18 protein-coding genes and 2 pseudogenes are annotated in these 17,158 nt (G+C 33.5%); 15 read left to right on the top strand and 5 right to left on the bottom strand.

What is annotated here, in order from left to right:
- Nucleotides 1-169 precede the first annotated feature (169 nt).
- Complete coding sequence (locus tag WAX78_RS03095; protein ID WP_336480820.1) at nt 170-1,087, bottom strand: GNAT family N-acetyltransferase; 918 nt, start codon at nt 1,085-1,087, stop codon at nt 170-172.
- A gap of 664 nt (nt 1,088-1,751) precedes the next feature.
- Here WAX78_RS03095 and WAX78_RS03090 point away from each other — a divergent pair.
- The 3 genes from WAX78_RS03090 to WAX78_RS03080 all read left to right on the top strand — a co-directional run bounded on the left by WAX78_RS03090 (nt 1,752) and on the right by WAX78_RS03080 (nt 5,326).
- Nucleotides 1,752-3,380, top strand: coding sequence for an ABC-F family ATP-binding cassette domain-containing protein (locus WAX78_RS03090; protein WP_336480819.1), 1,629 nt, complete (start codon nt 1,752-1,754; stop codon nt 3,378-3,380).
- Nucleotides 3,381-3,514: 134 nt separating this feature from the next.
- Nucleotides 3,515-4,000, top strand: coding sequence for a YbaK/EbsC family protein (locus WAX78_RS03085; protein WP_336480818.1), 486 nt, complete (start codon nt 3,515-3,517; stop codon nt 3,998-4,000).
- Between the two features lie 144 nt (nt 4,001-4,144).
- Nucleotides 4,145-5,326 carry an NAD(P)/FAD-dependent oxidoreductase gene (locus WAX78_RS03080; RefSeq protein WP_336480817.1) on the top strand — a complete coding sequence of 394 codons (1,182 nt, stop codon included), beginning with the start codon at nt 4,145-4,147 and terminating at the stop codon, nt 5,324-5,326.
- 325 nt (nt 5,327-5,651) lie between these two features.
- Here the strand turns inward: WAX78_RS03080 and WAX78_RS03075 are convergent, their stop codons facing one another.
- Nucleotides 5,652-6,479 (bottom strand): peptidoglycan-N-acetylglucosamine deacetylase, encoded by an 828-nt coding sequence (locus WAX78_RS03075; RefSeq protein WP_336480816.1) that lies wholly within the window; start codon nt 6,477-6,479, stop codon nt 5,652-5,654.
- A gap of 249 nt (nt 6,480-6,728) precedes the next feature.
- Between WAX78_RS03075 and WAX78_RS03070 the strand changes: the two genes are divergently transcribed.
- Both WAX78_RS03070 and WAX78_RS25300 read left to right on the top strand, forming a co-directional pair.
- Nucleotides 6,729-6,929 carry a hypothetical protein gene (locus WAX78_RS03070; RefSeq protein WP_336480815.1) on the top strand — a complete coding sequence of 67 codons (201 nt, stop codon included), beginning with the start codon at nt 6,729-6,731 and terminating at the stop codon, nt 6,927-6,929.
- A gap of 70 nt (nt 6,930-6,999) precedes the next feature.
- Nucleotides 7,000-7,245 (top strand): annotated as a pseudogene (locus WAX78_RS25300) (hypothetical protein); the annotation flags it as partial.
- A 93-nt stretch (nt 7,246-7,338) separates the two neighbouring features.
- On the opposite strand, the gene WAX78_RS03060 reads toward WAX78_RS25300, so the two are convergent.
- A complete protein-coding gene (locus tag WAX78_RS03060) occupies nt 7,339-7,875 on the bottom strand; it encodes an NAD(P)H-dependent oxidoreductase (RefSeq protein ID WP_336480814.1) in 537 nt (178 codons plus the stop codon).
- 281 nt (nt 7,876-8,156) lie between these two features.
- Here WAX78_RS03060 and WAX78_RS03055 point away from each other — a divergent pair, with 281 nt between their 5' ends.
- Genes WAX78_RS03055 through WAX78_RS03045 form a run of 3 tightly spaced genes read left to right on the top strand, consistent with a single transcriptional unit; the run spans nt 8,157 to nt 9,467 of the window.
- Nucleotides 8,157-8,417, top strand: a complete 261-nt coding sequence (locus tag WAX78_RS03055; protein WP_336481383.1) for a hypothetical protein — start codon at nt 8,157-8,159, stop codon at nt 8,415-8,417.
- Nucleotides 8,336-8,569 (top strand): CcdC protein domain-containing protein, encoded by a 234-nt coding sequence (locus tag WAX78_RS03050; RefSeq protein WP_336481349.1) that lies wholly within the window; start codon nt 8,336-8,338, stop codon nt 8,567-8,569. The genes WAX78_RS03055 and WAX78_RS03050 overlap by 82 nt, the downstream gene beginning before the upstream one ends.
- A complete protein-coding gene (locus WAX78_RS03045; RefSeq protein WP_336480813.1) occupies nt 8,559-9,467 on the top strand; it encodes a DMT family transporter in 909 nt (302 codons plus the stop codon). Before WAX78_RS03050 ends, WAX78_RS03045 begins: the two co-directional genes overlap by 11 nt.
- An 84-nt stretch (nt 9,468-9,551) precedes the next feature.
- Here the strand turns inward: WAX78_RS03045 and WAX78_RS25135 are convergent, their stop codons facing one another.
- Nucleotides 9,552-9,611 (bottom strand): hypothetical protein, encoded by a 60-nt coding sequence (locus WAX78_RS25135; protein ID WP_413789164.1) that lies wholly within the window; start codon nt 9,609-9,611, stop codon nt 9,552-9,554.
- Between the two features lie 447 nt (nt 9,612-10,058).
- Between WAX78_RS25135 and WAX78_RS03040 the strand changes: the two genes are divergently transcribed.
- Nucleotides 10,059-11,474, top strand: a complete 1,416-nt coding sequence (locus WAX78_RS03040) for an amino acid permease (protein WP_336480812.1) — start codon at nt 10,059-10,061, stop codon at nt 11,472-11,474.
- Nucleotides 11,475-11,685: 211 nt separating this feature from the next.
- On the opposite strand, the pseudogene WAX78_RS03035 reads toward WAX78_RS03040, so the two are convergent.
- Nucleotides 11,686-12,856, bottom strand: a pseudogene (locus WAX78_RS03035) (serine hydrolase domain-containing protein).
- Between the two features lie 559 nt (nt 12,857-13,415).
- Here WAX78_RS03035 and WAX78_RS03025 point away from each other — a divergent pair.
- From WAX78_RS03025 to WAX78_RS03000, 6 genes are all read left to right on the top strand, one after another.
- The gene (locus WAX78_RS03025; protein ID WP_336481348.1) at nt 13,416-14,150 is read left to right on the top strand and encodes a nucleotidyltransferase domain-containing protein; all 735 of its coding nucleotides are present in this window, start codon (nt 13,416-13,418) and stop codon (nt 14,148-14,150) included.
- Nucleotides 14,126-14,305 (top strand): hypothetical protein, encoded by a 180-nt coding sequence (locus WAX78_RS03020; RefSeq protein WP_336480811.1) that lies wholly within the window; start codon nt 14,126-14,128, stop codon nt 14,303-14,305. The genes WAX78_RS03025 and WAX78_RS03020 overlap by 25 nt, the downstream gene beginning before the upstream one ends.
- 16 nt (nt 14,306-14,321) lie before the next feature.
- On the top strand, nt 14,322-14,783 hold the full coding sequence (locus WAX78_RS03015; RefSeq protein ID WP_336480810.1) for a serine hydrolase: 462 nt from the start codon (nt 14,322-14,324) through the stop codon (nt 14,781-14,783).
- A 14-nt stretch (nt 14,784-14,797) separates the two neighbouring features.
- A complete protein-coding gene (locus WAX78_RS03010) occupies nt 14,798-15,364 on the top strand; it encodes a GNAT family N-acetyltransferase (protein ID WP_336480808.1) in 567 nt (188 codons plus the stop codon).
- Nucleotides 15,345-16,274 (top strand): hypothetical protein, encoded by a 930-nt coding sequence (locus WAX78_RS03005; protein ID WP_336480807.1) that lies wholly within the window; start codon nt 15,345-15,347, stop codon nt 16,272-16,274. Before WAX78_RS03010 ends, WAX78_RS03005 begins: the two co-directional genes overlap by 20 nt.
- 112 nt (nt 16,275-16,386) lie before the next feature.
- On the top strand, nt 16,387-17,151 hold the full coding sequence (locus WAX78_RS03000) for a VOC family protein (RefSeq protein ID WP_336480806.1): 765 nt from the start codon (nt 16,387-16,389) through the stop codon (nt 17,149-17,151).
- Nucleotides 17,152-17,158: the final 7 nt, after the last annotated feature.

The following is a 17,158-nucleotide window of genomic DNA, read 5'->3' as shown; positions in this document are numbered from 1 at the left end:
ACAATGTTAAGGAACTCCTAATTTCTCGTTTATAAAACCGAGAAATTAGGAGTTAGTTATTTTTGAAATGATAAAGTTCAACTAACAATCAGTGGTTTTTTTTTCATCCCCACTGATTGTTAGTTGAACCAATTGGGCTTTTACTGTCCGTTAATGAGGGATAAATTTTTTAACCGAAAGCTTGAGCAGCAATGCCATAAAGTGTACCATTTCTTCTTGGTAATTGAATTGAGTTTTTAATCATTATTGGTGGTTGGCTTACTCTTTTAAATCCACATTGTTCTAAGTATGTTATAAATGAACTTTGCCCATCAGGCACATCTATTCTAAGTTTTCCTTTGTAGCCTGTAGCAAGGTGATGAATGATATGAGTTGCTACATCATGATTAAGTGCTACAATGGGGCCAAGAATTAAATGAATTGGTCCCTCTATGCTTAATCCATAGCCAATTAAATCTCCATTTTTTGCTCTGACTACTACTCCTTGTTTTGCTTGTTTAATTCTAGATTTAAGGAACAATTTTCTATCTGCTCCGACTGCACGTTGATCCAATTTATGTACATCATTAAAATGAGTATCAGTTAACGGAACAATGTCGTAATCATGATTTTTTTTGATGTGGTAAAATGAATTATTGTTATCACTTATTAATTTATGTATACAAGTAACGGATTGAAACCCTAATTTTTTATAAAGAGGATAGCCTTCTGCAGTTGCAGCTAACATAATTGTGACATTATTAGGTACTGAATCAATACAAGCTTGTATAACCTTCTTACCTAATCCATAACCTCTGTAATTTTCATTCACAATTACCATTCCTATAGAAGCTAACTTATTTCCATAAGGAATAAGGGCTGCGCTTGAAATAATTTCACCTTGCTCTGTTTTATGCCCATATATAGTACCTGCTGACATAATGGTATTGATTTCATCCTCGTCATAATCCCAACCAACTGAAGCTGAAAGAGCAATAAGACTAAGTATATCTTCTTTATAAAAATTGTATATTTGAAACTCAATTTGACTCTGCACAACAATCCCTCCGCCTTCAATAGGTCTTAATTCATGATAATTTAATTTCACGAAAAATTCAAAAAATAAAATGTCGAAAAACTAGATAAATACAACTAATAGAATTAGTTGTATTTAAATATTCCTTTAGTGGTGTAAAGATGAGTCAATTGTTTACTTATAATAGTTTTCTTCATATCAATAACTTTAGTTATTTAATTTTTTGTTTTTGTGGAAAAGATACGAAAAAAAGTTTTGAAAAGCTTTTTATACGAAAATAGAGGAGAATATTTATAAATAGACTCATATTTCCAAGCATCAAAATTGGAAGTTTTGCGTTGTATCTTTAAAACGTTGGAACGATTTTGATTGTTATGACAGCTCATACATTAACATCTCCTTTAATCACTTTTTAAATGGTATTGTCTACTCGTTTTGAACAAAAAGTGATGCTTCCGGAGCTACTTTTCGAATAGTAATATACATTTGTAGAAAGAGAATTGTATTTAGGCGATATTTAATGTATAGGATTGTGAAGCAAAATTTATGAGAGAAAGACGAAGAAACTGCTGCAGAAACCTTTTGATTTCCTTGTAGAAAATGAATCTATCGTTGCTATTCATTCAAGTTCTACTATATAATAGCTATAGTCTAAAATAAGTGAGTCGTAAACTGCGACTTTTAGGACATTCGGTGAGAAAACGCTGGATGCAGCGGTATTACTAGGAGGAACTACATGATTACAGTAAGTAACGTAAGTTTACGTTTTGCAGATCGTAAGCTTTTTGAAGATGTTAACATAAAATTTACACCAGGTAACTGTTACGGTTTAATTGGAGCAAACGGTGCTGGTAAATCTACATTCTTGAAAATTCTATCTGGTGAAATTGATCCATCGACAGGAGATGTTCATATTACACCAGGTGAGCGTTTAGCTGTTTTAAAACAGAACCACTTTGAATATGAAGAATTCCCTGTATTAGAAACAGTTATTATGGGACATACACGTCTTTATGAAGTAATGCAAGAGAAGAATGCGATTTATATGAAGGAAGATTTCAGCGATGAAGACGGTATGCGCGCAGCTGAGTTAGAAGGCGAATTTGCTGAATTAAATGGTTGGGAAGCAGAATCAGAAGCTGCGATCCTTTTAAAAGGGCTAGGCATTGGTGAAGACCTTCATGCGAAAAAAATGTCTGAGTTAACAGGGGCAGAGAAAGTAAAAGTATTACTTGCACAAGCGTTATTTGGTCAGCCAGATATCTTATTACTAGATGAGCCTACCAACCATTTAGACTTAAAAGCAATTCAGTGGTTAGAAAACTTCTTAATGAACTTTGAAAACACAGTTATCGTTGTATCCCATGACCGTCACTTCTTAAATAAAGTATGTACACATATGGCGGATCTTGACTTTGGTAAAATTCAACTTTATGTTGGTAACTACGACTTCTGGTACGAGTCTAGTCAATTGGCATTAAAGTTAACACAAGATGCAAATAAGAAAAAAGAAGAGAAAGTAAAAGAATTACAAAACTTTATTGCGCGCTTTAGTTCAAACGCATCAAAAGCGAAGCAAGCAACTTCTCGTAAAAAATTATTAGAAAAAATTACATTAGATGATATTAAACCATCTTCTCGCCGTTATCCATTCGTTGGTTTTACACCAGAGCGTGAAGTAGGTAATGATTTATTAACAGTAGAAGGCATCTCAAAAACAATTGACGGTGAAAAAGTATTAGATAACGTGTATTTCACTTTAAATAAAGGTGATAAAGTTGCATTTATCGGCCGTAATGATATTGCGATGACAACACTATTCAAAATCCTGATGGGTGAAATGGAGCCGGATAGCGGTTCATTTAAATGGGGTGTAACAACATCTCAAGCATACTTCCCACGAGATAACTCTGAGTTCTTCAAAAATAGTGAGTATAACTTAGTGGAATGGTTACGTCAATTCTCACCACAAGACGAATCTGAAAGTTTCTTACGCGGCTTCTTAGGTCGTATGTTATTCTCTGGTGAAGAAGTAAAGAAAAATGTTTCTGTTTTATCTGGAGGAGAGAAAGTACGTTGTATGCTTTCTAAAATGATGTTAAGCGGTGCAAACGTATTAACATTTGATGATCCAACGAACCATTTAGACCTTGAGTCTATCACAGCATTAAACAACGGTTTAATGGCATTTAAAGGTACAATTCTATTTACATCTCATGATCATCAGTTCGTTGAAACGATTGCAAACCGAATTATTGAAGTAACGCCAAGCGGTGTTGTTGATAAACAATCGACATATGATGAGTATTTAGAGAACGAAGAGCTTCAAAAGCAAGTAGCAGCGATGTATAAAGAAGCAAAATAACTGCTAGCATCCCCTTATATGAAGGGGATGCTTTTTTATGTTTTATGGAATAGGTAAAATTGATTCTGCATAATAAGAGGAGTCTCTGCTTTATAAAAAGAATAGATAGTAAATATTTTAGAAAGTTGAAAGGAATGAAATATATGCAAGATTTGAAAGAAAGTGCACAACGGATACAAAATAAATTGTTAGAACTAGGATATACAAATCAAGTAATAGAATTACCAGACAGTGCAAGAACTGCTCAAGAAGCAGCAGAAGCAATTGGCTGCAAAGTTGCGCAAATTGGTAAATCGATTATTTTTAGGCTCAAAACAATCGATAAACCACTGTTAGTTGTTGCGAGTGGAATAAATCGAATTAATGAAAAGCAAATTACTAAACAGCTAGATGATACATTAGGAAAAGCTGATGCTGATTTTGTACGTAAACATACTGGATTTGTAATCGGAGGTGTTCCGCCCTTAGGACATACAGAGCCTATTATGACATTCATTGATGAAGATCTTTTGCAGTATGATGTGATTTGGGTTGCTGCAGGGCACCCGAAAGCAATATTTCGTTTAACACCTGATGAACTAGTACAAATGACAAAGGGTCAAGTAATTTGTATAAAGTGAAACATTTAAATGAAATGTATATTTTAAAAAAACTACCTGTTTCTATATTCATTGGAGCGACAGGTAGTTTTTTTCTTAATTTCCCTTTTCAATATGTCACAAGTCAGGAGCTCAAATCGTTTTAAGGGTAAGGGGGGAAATAAAATGAAACATATTGTTATTTTAGGCGGAGGATTCGCTGGTATTAATTTGCTAAATGGATTAAAAAAAGAATTAGGTCATTTAATAGGAAAAGAAGTAAAAATTACTTTAGTAGATAAAAATTCGTTTCATTTCCGAAAAGTTTTGTTGTTTAAATCAGTTGTTGAAGATGTAGACTTAAAAGTTCCACTAAAAAGGTATTGTACAGATGGAATGGAATATATAAAAGGGGAAGCGATAGCATGTAATCACTCTGAGAAAGAGATTGCTATAAAAATTGAAAATGAAAAAATAAGAACCATACAATATGACTATCTCGTTTTAGCTCTTGGGAGTGTTATCCAAGAAATTCCTAGTACGCTAGGCGGGACAACATTAAAAAGCGTGAAGAGTGCTTTAGAAGTAAGAGAAAAATTGCTTTCTTTAATTCAATTAGCCAAAGCAGAAGAGAATAGAGAGGTGAGACGTGAACTGCTACGGATCGCTATTGTTGGCGGAGGAATTACAGGTATTGAGACTTCTTCAGAAATATGTGTTTGGTTTAAAGAAGAAGTTCAAAAAGCAGGGCTTAATCCAGGTGAGATAGAGGTCATTTTGTTTGACTCAAAAGAACATTTATTACAAGGAGTGCCAGTAAAAGTAAGTGAGAGATTAGTTTACGAACTCAAAAAAATCGGGATAAAATTTGTGTCTAAAACGAGAGTGAAACAATTTGAAAATGGTAAATTACTTTGTACAAATGGAACAACATATACAGCGGGAGAATGTATTTGGACACCAGGTGTTCAAGTGAATCCTATTATTCAAACGTTCCATCTTCCTTTGTCAAATGAGAATCAAATATTAGTTACTGATACGTACTGCATAAAAGGGCATTCACATATATATGCAATCGGAGACTGTGCAAGAATTGTTGACAAAAAAACGAATCAAGTGGATGGAATGACATGTAAAGAAGCGATTCCTCAGGCAACGAGGTTAAGCGAAATTTTAAAAAATGAGATATATGGAATATCTAATTATATTACTCACAAAGCGTATCCGGTTAAATTATATTGTATTAGTCTCGGACCTAATAATGGCTTTGTTTGGGTCCAAAAATGGGGACTTGATTTTATTTTATCAGGAAAGATTGGTGCTCGTATTCGAGAACGAACATGGGATCAGGCGAGTTTACTTGTCTAATTATGCATAACAATCAGTACTGAGTTTTGAATTTGAAGGAAATAAAATTAAATCTATTTATAATATTTTAAACCCTGATAAGTTAAGACATTTGCATATTGATACGCATTCAGCCAGTTAAGAAAGAAATTATATTACTAGGAGCTGTTAATTATGGTTCATTTGCTTTGCGAACTAGATATCATTTAATTTCATATACCGTATGAAAAATATAATTTTATCCGTATTAAAGAGCAATAAATTCCCTACTGATGAAAGCTTCACTTTATTATGAAAATATAAAAGGCTTACATTCTATTGTATAGAATGTAAGCCTTTTACCATGTTAAATTCGTTTATCATGCCAGAAGTTTAGTGGGAAATGTTCATTTTCATTATAACTGTCGAGCTCATAACCTTTTTCCTTTAATCCTTTAATAATAGCAGGTACAGCAGCAACGGATTGGGGATGAATATCGTGTAAAAGAATGACTTCTGTGTTTGACTTTGCACCTTCAAGTACATGTTGTACAACTTTAGCAGAAGCAGCATCGACCGGTATTTTATTATATTTCCAATCTAAAGAATCAATTGTCCAATCCCATACTCGCAAACCCTTTTCAACGACTTGATTTCTCTCAGCTTCTGTAAGGCCTGGCATAGAACCGTATGGTGGACGTGTTAATTTTGGGGCATAGCCAAGAATGTTGGCTATTAATGTTTGATCCTCTGTCATTTCATTTACGTAACCGCCTTGTTTGTATAATTTATTATAGTCATGAGACATACTGTGCATCCCAACATAGTGTCCTTCTGATTTTTCACGTTTAACTAAGTCAGGATATGCTTTAACATTGGAACCAATTAGGAAAAAAGTGGCTTTCGCATCGTTTTGCTTTAGTATATCCAATAATTGAGCTGTGAATTTTCCTGGTCCATCGTCAAAAGTAAGATAAGCTACTTTTCTAACTTGACCATTATAGTGGTCGGGTGCTTGTTTTGGAGCTAGTGCAGTTTGTATTTCACTTACTAGCTGAACTGATTGTGAGGAATCTTCTGTACTAGCATTTACAATGTGTTTCGGTCCTCCGGATACTTCATATATGCACGAAATTCCTATGCACACAATAAAAGCTCTTTTAAATAAGGTTACAAGAGATGATTTGCTACGCATAAATGTCCTTCTTTCTATTTCTATAATTCCATTCCATCTCATTCTATTATATTAGCAATTTTATGTATAGTGTTGTAAAAAAATATGTTTACATGTATGGAAAGATTTTAAGGAGTACATGTGAGATTTTTTGATTTTTATTTAATTAATAAAGTAGTAAAATTGTTATTTTTTAGAATCTATAAAAGGTTGGAGTGGAGAGGTATTATGAAGTTATAATTTTACAAATTATAAAAATATCACCAATCCTTGTGGGTACGAAAAACTACGTTAACAAAAGCACTACTAGAAAGTGGCATTACAGCTAACGTAACTGGGGTTACATCTGTTAGAACAATGTTAACAGGAAAATTATCTAATGATGAACTTTGTCCGCCTTTAGCAAGTCCGCTTATTAGTTTAATTCCAGTAGTAGAATTTATAGCAGCAGCGGAAGCGTCAGATAAGTAAGCTGTTTCAGTAGATAAAGTATTACTGATTGCTCCAAAAGAGGCTCCAGTTAAAGTGGAACCTAACCGTAGCTAAATATCTTAACAATATCATAGCATAAGATATAAAGAAGCCAGTTCGTTCGATGTTAGGATTAAAGTCCTTTCAAACGGCTTCTTGGATGATAAGTGGTATCGAAGCCATGCATATAATGAAAAAGGGACAAGTTCACCAAGGGGTAAAGTCTGCCCGAAATAAAGTTGAGTTCATACATAAATTGTTTAGATTAGCATCATATTTTATGGATGAAAAGGATATTGAGGTTCTATGTTTCTAACAAATCATGTTTGCACCAGAACCGAAAAAAAGGTCCTATATTCAGGACCCTAAATGACAATTTTATCTTTAAGAAAAAAAGATGATTAAACTCTTATTTTTTAGAAAGATTCTGCATATGAAGAATGTAGTTTTTAGCACTTTCTTCTAATTTTTCATCTGTTAAGTTATGTTCCGCACCGTATACAGCAAAAGTCGGTAAGAATTTCATACCAGTATAAAGGCATGAAGCCTGATAAGGTTTTAATAATTCACTTAATGTATACTCATTTGCTTCACCTGCTTGATACTCCCTCTCTACTACACCTGCAGAAATTGCTAGACCAAACTCTTTTCCTTGGAGCTTATCCCCTTTAGAACCATATGCAAATCCGTATGTAAAAATATCATCAAACCATTTTTTTAACAACGGGGGAGAGCTGTACCAATAGAATGGAAATTGAAAAATATAACGATCATGTTCTAATAATAGATTTTGTTCATATTCAAGATCAAAGTTCCAATCTGGATAACGTTTATATATTTCATGTACAGTAAAATCTTCTGGATATTTTTTAATTTCCTCAAGCCAACGTTTATTCACTCGAGATTCTTCAATATTTGGATGTGCAATGATTACAAGTGTTTTCATAAATACTCCCTCTTTTCAAAGAATAATAGATAACATCAATACCATTTTGATATTGTACAACATTCGGTGGTATTGGTATTATATGGTATATAATAACCTCTTAATTACACACTTTAAAGCAGGCACTTTAAAGTGCTATAGGAACTTTATGGTTCCTATAAAAACGAGAAGAAAGGGGCTTAGCGCCTTGTTCATGATCTTTAGATTTAAAGCTATTGTAGGGAGAGGAGATTTTACAAAAGAATACAATTTTCCTATTGAGGAAACTCTTGATGTTATAGGTGGTAAATGGAAAGAAATATTATTATGTATTATATTTGCTATTACCTAGTATTCCCATTAATTTGAATCCAAAGATTCATGCTGCTGGCTGGGGATGGATTTGTGCACTTATCTTTGGATTTCTTTTATCTATTCCACTTATTCGAACGACTACTATGAACTCCGGTCTGATCAACATATCTACGCTACAAAAAATAGAAGTTTCATCATCGTCTTTATTATTGTTTTTATTATCCGATTTCTACTTCGCGGTTATTTAAAGTGGCTCAGTACGGATACTGAGGTAGCACTGTTTGTAACCGCAGCACTCGGATATATTTTACCTTGGAAAATTGTTTCATTTTTCAACTTTTGGCGAATATATAAAAACCGAATCTATACAAATAAAGAGGGGGGAAGAAATGTCTCGTAAATTATACCTTGCACTCATTATGTTAAGTCTTATTTGGGGAGGGTCTTTCTATTATTTCAAGGTGTTAGTTGCAGATTTTAACCCTTTAGTTGTAGCATTTTTACGTTCAACTTTTGGAGTTATAACACTAATTGTACTTATACCGTTTTTCCGCAAATCTTTTAAAGGGAAAATTCCATTTATACCTTTAATTTCTGTAGGAATACTAAATACTGTAATTCCATGGACACTTATTTGTTTTAGCGAACAAAAAATGACTAGTAATTTAGCTTCCGTTTTAAATGCAACCCAACCTTTATGGACAATGATTTTAGGAATTTTATTTTTTGGTATACGTTCTAATCGCAATCAACTTATAGGTTTATTTATTGGATTCATAGGTATTTTAATTCTCTCGGACTTACATCTGTCTAATGTTTTTTCAGTAAATTCTTTAAATTTTTTCGCTATGTTGACAGCAACATTTTGCTATGGTTTAGCTACCCATATAACAAAACGTTATCTTAAAGAAATGTCCATGTTTCAAATTTCTTTAGGCACACTATTAGTCGGTAGTATATGTAGCGGTTTCATAGTTTTATTGTTAGAAGATCCAATTCAAATTTTAACTAAGATATCATGGCATCATATAGGCGCATTAATTGGAATAGGTGTATTTGGATCAGGTATAGCGTATTTACTTTACTTTTACTTAATTCAAAAAGGAAGCCCAGATTTTGCTTCAATATCTACATATTTAGTACCAGTATCAGCTATTTTCTGGGGATATATTCTTTTAAGTGAAGCTATAAGTTGGAAATTAATCATTGGATTAATTTTTATACTAATGGGAGTTTATATGACTAATCGAAAAATCAAATTAAATGTTCCTATTAAAAATCTACAAAAGGAATCCTAAATAATGTACTGCACCCCAATTGTTAGACACTTTCTAACAATTGGGGTGCTTTTTCTTATGGCTAAATTTACAATTGGAGAGAAATTAAAAGCCGTAAAACGTTATTTCAATAGAACTAATTGTTTGCCTAGATACTTCTACCATTTCAGCTAATGCTCTCTGTGATATTTTTTCTCCGGTCTTGCTACTTTCAAACGATTATGAATCTTTTTTATCGTAAGAGATTCATAAAAAAATAACACTTTACAAATATATGATCCTTAATTACAATAATCGGTATGATTCGACAAAGATAATCAAAATCCGACTTGAATATTCAAAAAAATAAAACATTTCAACCTTCACTCATATTAGTTTTATAAATTAAAAAGGTTGGTAAAACAATGGAATTAGATAACTATAATTAATCAATGCTAATGGAATCGATTCATATAAAGAATTTGGAAAAAGCATTAATAAGTCTATCAAATACCATACACCTATACACTATAAAATTGATAACTTGGCTTTAGCTAAAGTCTAAATAAACTTAAGGGGATGTAACAAGAACTAGAAGAATATACCGTATTTTTTAAAGGGGATGCAGGGGATATGAGTAAGATATTAAAAAAGAAATCTGTTACACAATTGTTAGAGCATAATAAAAGTAAGGGCTTAACGAAAACATTAGGAGCATTTGATTTAATTATGTTAGGAATAGGCTCGATAATTGGGACGGGAGTTCTGGTGTTAACTGGATTAGTAGCAGCAAAAGATGCTGGTCCAGCAGTTATTTTTTCATTTGTACTTGCAGCGATTGTTTGTGGATTTGTAGCATTATGTTACGCAGAAATTGCTTCTACACTCCCGACGTCAGGTAGTGTATATACGTACTCCTACGCAACAATCGGTGAGTTTGTGGCTCATTTAGTAGGTTGGACGCTACTCTCAATATATATCGTGGCAACAGCGGCTGTCGCTGGTGGATGGACAGGATATTTCCACAATTTAATAAGTGGATTTGGATTAGAGATACCAAAATCTCTGTTAACGATTCCATCACAAGGTGGTATTATGAATTTACCAGCGGTAATCATTACATTGCTATTAACATGGATGTTATCGCGTGGCACGAAGGAAAGTAAACGTATCAATAACATAATGGTGCTAATTAAAATTGGAATGGTTGTATTATTTATTATGGTTGGTATATTCTATGTAAAGCCAGAGAACTGGGTACCATTTGCACCATACGGTTTAAGTGGAGTTCTTGCTGGTGGAGCAGCCGTATTCTTCGCTTTTATGGGCTTTGATATATTAGCCACTTCGGCAGAAGAAGTAAAAAATCCACAACGTAATCTTCCCATTGGTATTATTTTATCGTTAATCATATGTACACTTATTTACGTTATAGTGTGTCTTGTTATGACAGGGATGGTCCCCTATAAAGAGTTAAATGTACCTGAAGCTATGGCTTATGCAATGGAAGTTGTAGGACAAGGGAAAGTCGGTGGTGTAATTGCTGCAGGGGCTGTAATTGGCCTTATGGCTGTTATTTCCTCGAGTATGTACGCAGCAACTCGAGTATTCTTTGCAATGAGTCGTGATGGACTGTTACCAAAATCACTTGCGAAGATTAATAAGAAGACTGGAGCACCAACCTTTACAGTCGGATTGGCGGGAATAGGAAGTTCCGTAATAGCTGGGTTTATCAATTTGAAAGAACTGGTTAATTTAGTTAATATCGGTGGTTTGGTAACGTTTTCGCTAGTTAGTCTATCAGTTATTATTCTTCGTAAAACACATCCAAATTTAAAGCGTGGATTTGTAGTACCATTTGTACCTGTTTTACCAATCATATCAATTATATGTTGTTTATTCTTAATGCTAAATTTGCCATTAAGAACATGGGTATACTTCAGTATTTGGTTAGCCATTGGAGCAACGATCTATTTTCTTTATTCGATAAAGCACAGCAATCTAAAAGAGGAAACAATGTCAAAAGTACATGATAAAATTGCTAGATAATAATCACTGGAAAAATAAAAATAAATATAATAAAAAAGAACGTTTTTATATAAATTCGTTCTTTTTTATTAACTTAATAGCGTTGGATTGCCGCTGGAATTCCAAAAACCCCCAAAGTTTATTTTTAGAGTAAGTTGGGGGTTTTGGAACCAGAAAAATATATTTTAAATTATAAAAACTATGACAAAATTTATCCAGTTTTCCTTTTTGCCTACTTGCTAAATTCAGCAAGTAAAATATTTTTAAAAGGATCAGGACTGTTAGCTCTACCCGTACTGTTCAAATTGACGGCCAACGTATGCTTGCCGCCAAGTATACCTCCAGCAAAAGTAACAAAACCTGGAATGCCACCTGTGTGTCCCCATATCGAGACACCGTTTGGAAGCTTAGTTTCATAGATTCCAAGACCATATCCATTAATTTCTGCTCTTCCTGTAGGAACTGTAGTAAGCATTTGTTTTTGTTGCTGTTCCTTCAGTAATTTGCCACCGAGCAAGGAAGAAAAGAATTTGTTTAAGTCGTCGGCAGTAGAAATCATATCTCCAGCCGAGCTAGCTATACTTGGGTTATAATAAGTAACGTCTTTTAGCTCACTTGCTTCGTCTGGTTGGAAATATCCACGGGCATGCTTAGTGCCTGGAATAACGCTTGAATTGCCAGGTAGAAATGTATTCGACAATTCAAGCGGTTCAATAATCCGATTTTCAATCTCTTCCGCATAGCTGTTTCCGGTTACTTTTTCAATAAGGATACCCAGTAATACGTATCCTGTGTTTGAATAAGACCACCCCTTTCCAGGAGCGAAGTCTGGAGGCAGAGAAAGCCCAATCTTCACTATTTCTTCACCGATATATGTTTTTTTTTGTATTCATCATATCAACGTCTTTTGACTTTAAGTAGTCAGCGATACCACTTGTATGGTTCAATATCTGCCGGATAGTAATCTGTTTACCATCATATCCGTTTCCTTGAATGACACCAGGCAACCATTTTTCGATGGAATCGTCTAGATTCAGGCGGTTCTCTCCAGCTAATTGAAGTACAACCGTTGCAGTGAATGTCTTCGTCACGCTGCCAATACGAAAGCGAAAATCTGTTTTCATTGGTTTCTTGGTGCTCATATTCGCTACCCCAGCGGCATAACCCCACGTTTTTCCACCCTCAGAAGTTTTAGCAAGTATCCCCGGGAATCCAAGTTGCAGTGTATCCCGCATTGCTTGCTTGATGGAATTACGATCTCGTTGAGTGCTTGTGTGTAACGAACTAGATACATTTTGAGTGGGCTCTGCTTTTACAATTGAAGTTGGTGATGTGTATAGCAGGGAACTTCCAGTTATTAAAAGGGCCAGGCTTGCAAATGTAATTTGACTACGCATTTTCATAAGGCATTCCTCTCCTCTATTCATATTGTATAGGTGGTTGTTTACTGTTCCATATTAATCACACAGCTATCATCTCCATAAATGTTGTTTTACTAACGCCACTCTGTCCTAACAAGCGGTAAATCCCTCTTTTTTTCACATGTATGCTAACTCCAGAAATTACTTCTTTTTCTTGAAATACTCTTGTTAACTGGTTTGTTTTTCATATATAGGTCATATCTATTCCGCCGTTCACACTTCGTTATATTTTTATCATACACAATGAAACTTTCTTTTTTCTTACCCATTCCTTACAAATTACTTACGTTCAAAATAGCTTCTATTTAAGCTAATAAACAATAGCGTTAAATAATTGAACTACCCCCACTTAACTAACGCTTGAAGTGTGGAATTCTTACGAACAACTACGTATCTTCATCCATATTTTATTAAATTAAATCTATATAATTTCACATACCATATTTTTTATGAAAAATAGGAAAAAAGAAATAAATGTCGAATATATCGTAAGTATTAGATGAAAGTCAGAGAAAACAAAATAAGAGGGGGATATATGAAAATGGAACCAATGGAGGCAGCTAAACAAGTTCTAGCATCTCAATTTCCAACTTGTGATGCGGCACTTTTAGGAGGAAGTATTGCAAGGGGAGAAGGAACAAATACTTCGGATTTGGATATTATTATTTTTGATGGCACGCTTTCGTCTGCATATCGTGAATCTTTCATAGCTTATGGGTGGCCTGTTGAGGTGTTTGTGCACAACTTTACATCTTATAAAGATTTTTTTGCGAGTGATTGTAAACGCGGTCGTCCTTCTTTGCCGCAGCTCGTTGTAGAAGGAATTGTTTTAAAAGATATAAAAGGGAACATACCAGTGATAAAGAAAGAGGCGCAGCAACTATTAGAAAAAGGGCCTGAATCTTGGACGGAAGAAACAATGCAACAGAAACGATATTTTATTACGGATGTGTTAGACGATTTTATAGGTGCAACAAAACGAGAAGAGGAATTGTTTATCGCAAATCATCTTGCAAATCTTGTTCATGAGTTCGTATTGCGAATGAATAATTGTTGGACCGGACAATCGAAGTGGTTTATGAAGGCGCTGAAGAAATATGATGAACAGTTTGCAGAAGAGTTTGTAACAGTGTTTGAACAATTTTATAAAACAGGAGAGAAAGAGCAAATTATCGTATTTGTTAATCATATTTTAGATATGTATGGAGGAAGGCTCTTTGATGGTTTTTGTATAGGTAAGGTGGAAAAGCGATGGAGCATAGAAAAATTTTTGTGAAAAATGTGCAAAAACTCATTCCAATTTCTATGGAATTGGGTTTGTATTTATATGACACAAAAACAAAGGAAAGTCTATGTATAAATGAAAATAAAAAATTCCCTTTAGCGAGTGTTGCAAAGTGGATTGTAGGAAGTGTTGCATATAAAAAATGAATATATAGAACATGCAATGATTAAAGAAGCTATTAGTAAACATTCAAGGAAAGCATATGATTATATTTTAGAAAAAGTCGATATAAATGAAATTAATATTGAATTACAACACATAGGACTCGATATTATTGTAAACAAAGATAATACAAGTATAAATGAGAATTGTGGAACAGCAACTAGTGTATTTAATTTTATGAAATGTTTATATGAGACTGAAAAGGACAATATACTTATCTTTGAATCTTTAAAAGAACAAGAAGATCCCGATGGTTTCCAATTCCCTACTCAATATGAATGGCTACATATGACTGGTGGGCTTGATAAATTTTGTAATGATGTTGGGTATTTATATTTAGAAGATCGAGTGTTAATGTGTATTGGATTTGTTCATGCATATGAGGAAAATATCGAGTGGTATCAGCTAGAACAAGTACTAAAAGAGATAGGAGAATTAGTTGTACATACATATACAAAATGAGGAGAAATTACACAATGAATTTACCGAATATTCGATTAAGAGAATTATCATTAGATGATATAGAAGACCGATATCAATGGTCATTAGATAAGGAAGTAACGAAGCATTTAATGGTTCCAGATCAATATCCGCCATTTACGTGTGAAGATACACGAAGATGGATTGAAATGTGTATGAAACGAACAAATGGATATGAACAAAGAGCAATTTGTTCCGAAGAAGGTGTGCATATCGGATGGGTAGATTTGAAAAATTTCGATAGAACAAATAAAAATGCAGAGCTAGGAATTGCGATTGGTGATAAGCGATATTGGGGAAAAGGATACGGAATGGCTGCTTTATACCAAATGCTGCAAATTGGCTTTGAACAATTCGATTTAGAAAAAATTTGGCTGCGAGTGGATGCAGATAATACGAAAGCGATGAAAAGTTATGAAAGAGCTGGATTTGTACGTGAAGGATTAATGAGAAAAGATCGATTGAGACACGGAGAATTTATTGATCGTTATCGTTTTAGTATGTTGAAAGAGGAATTTGTTGAAATGTTGCGGAGTGATAATCGTGTATACTGTCAAAAATAATCAAATATCTGATGAAGTGATAAAGAGATGGCAGGATATGTTTGTTCCTGATGGAGACTATTTTTTCTTTGAAAAGAAACCGGCATATTGCAAGGTAGATGAGAGAAATGCAGTTTATATTCCTTTAGATAAAAGAACAGCATTTTTAACTTGGAATGTTAGGAAAGAAGCTTCTTATATTGCTAGAATTTCTAATGATGAATTTTTAACTTTAGATAATCAAATTCAAAAACAAATATTAAAAGAACAAGTTCGTTTACAACGAGGATTTATTTTTGAATTATATGATTTAAGAGCAATTTTTCAAAATGATGCCAAAACCAATCAGATAGAGTGGGAATCGTGGCTCGAAAGATATGCCTTTTCATATGAAAATAAACAATTAATTATTTTACAAGGATATATGTGGAGAGAACTTTCAGAGCAATTAAGGATTTTATTATTGCTTCATATTGCAGAAATGTTTGTGTACGAAGATTCTGTATTAATTAAGGGTTTAATGAAGAATCATATTACGCCTTTTATAAACGAATTTATTGATACAAATGGACCAAATTGCTTAGCAGCTACATTGGCAGCGGTTGAAACAGACAAAAGAAAATCAAATGAATATATAAACGAGTGGATGCAGCCAAATAAGTTTAGTCAAATTCTATGTAGAAAAAACTTTGAAGAAATAGATACAACAATCATTCAGGAAGGTGATGTGCTCGTTTGGGAACAAGGTGGGTTAATAGTTCATGCTTGTTATGCATTAACGCATCACCTTGTATTTAATAAAGATGGTCAAACGATGTTTAATGCGTACCAATGTATAACAGTGGAACAAGTTATGCGTAATTGGGAGCATGTTTTAGAGCGAGATGGTCGCTTTATTATACATAGAAAAAGAAGAAAATCTATCAGTTAATATGCCTGTACTACAAAAGTAGTAAATACATTATCCCTCTTTCAGTGGATTTTTTTACTTTGTATATTTCGTATATTAATAGTAAAAGTATTGAAATTATGGGGGATGCTATATGATTACACATTTTTCAAATATAGAATTACAGACATTATCTATTGAGGGTGTTAAACAAGTATATGCCGATATCCTGCAATTTCCTATTGTAAAACAAACAGAAACTTACATTCAATTTCAAATTACTCCTTTTACAACCATTAGTTTTAAAGAATTATTAGAACCAATTGTACCAATACATCTTGCTTTTCAAGTGCCATACTCACTATTTGATGAAATCGCATTGTGGCTTATACAGTCAGGCGTACAAATTTTAAAAGATAAAGAAGGAGAAAAAGTTACATATCATTCTCCGATAAGTAAAGCAGTATACTTTAAAGATTGTGATGGAAATATTCTTGAGATTATTTCACACGAGTATGTACAAGAAGATGTTTTACAAAAAAATGGTCCTTTGCAAGTTTTGTATGTTCGAGAAGTTGGATTTCCAGTTCCGTCTGTTCCTATGTTTCGAGAATGGTTGAAAAATACATTGCAAATGAAAACAATACATGACCAAGATATATTCAATTTTGTAATTGCAGGAACTGCACATGTAGTTGTTGTAAAAGAAGGAAGACCGTGGATTCCAATTGATATGAGAGCATTAATGCCATCAATGAGCATCACCTTTGGAACGCCAGATCTAGAATTTATACAAAAAGTACAGAAAAAAGAAAATACATTACATTTTAAACAGTATTCTTATTCTATTACATTGAAATATACACCAGAGTTTCTAGACTCTATTCCGAAATACTTACACTTACCTTTATCTTTGTAAAATAAGG

This window comes from Bacillus yunxiaonensis, from assembly GCF_037104695.1.
Lineage (GTDB): Bacteria > Bacillota > Bacilli > Bacillales > Bacillaceae_G > Bacillus_A > Bacillus_A yunxiaonensis.
This window is presented reverse-complemented; position numbering and strand designations above follow the sequence as displayed.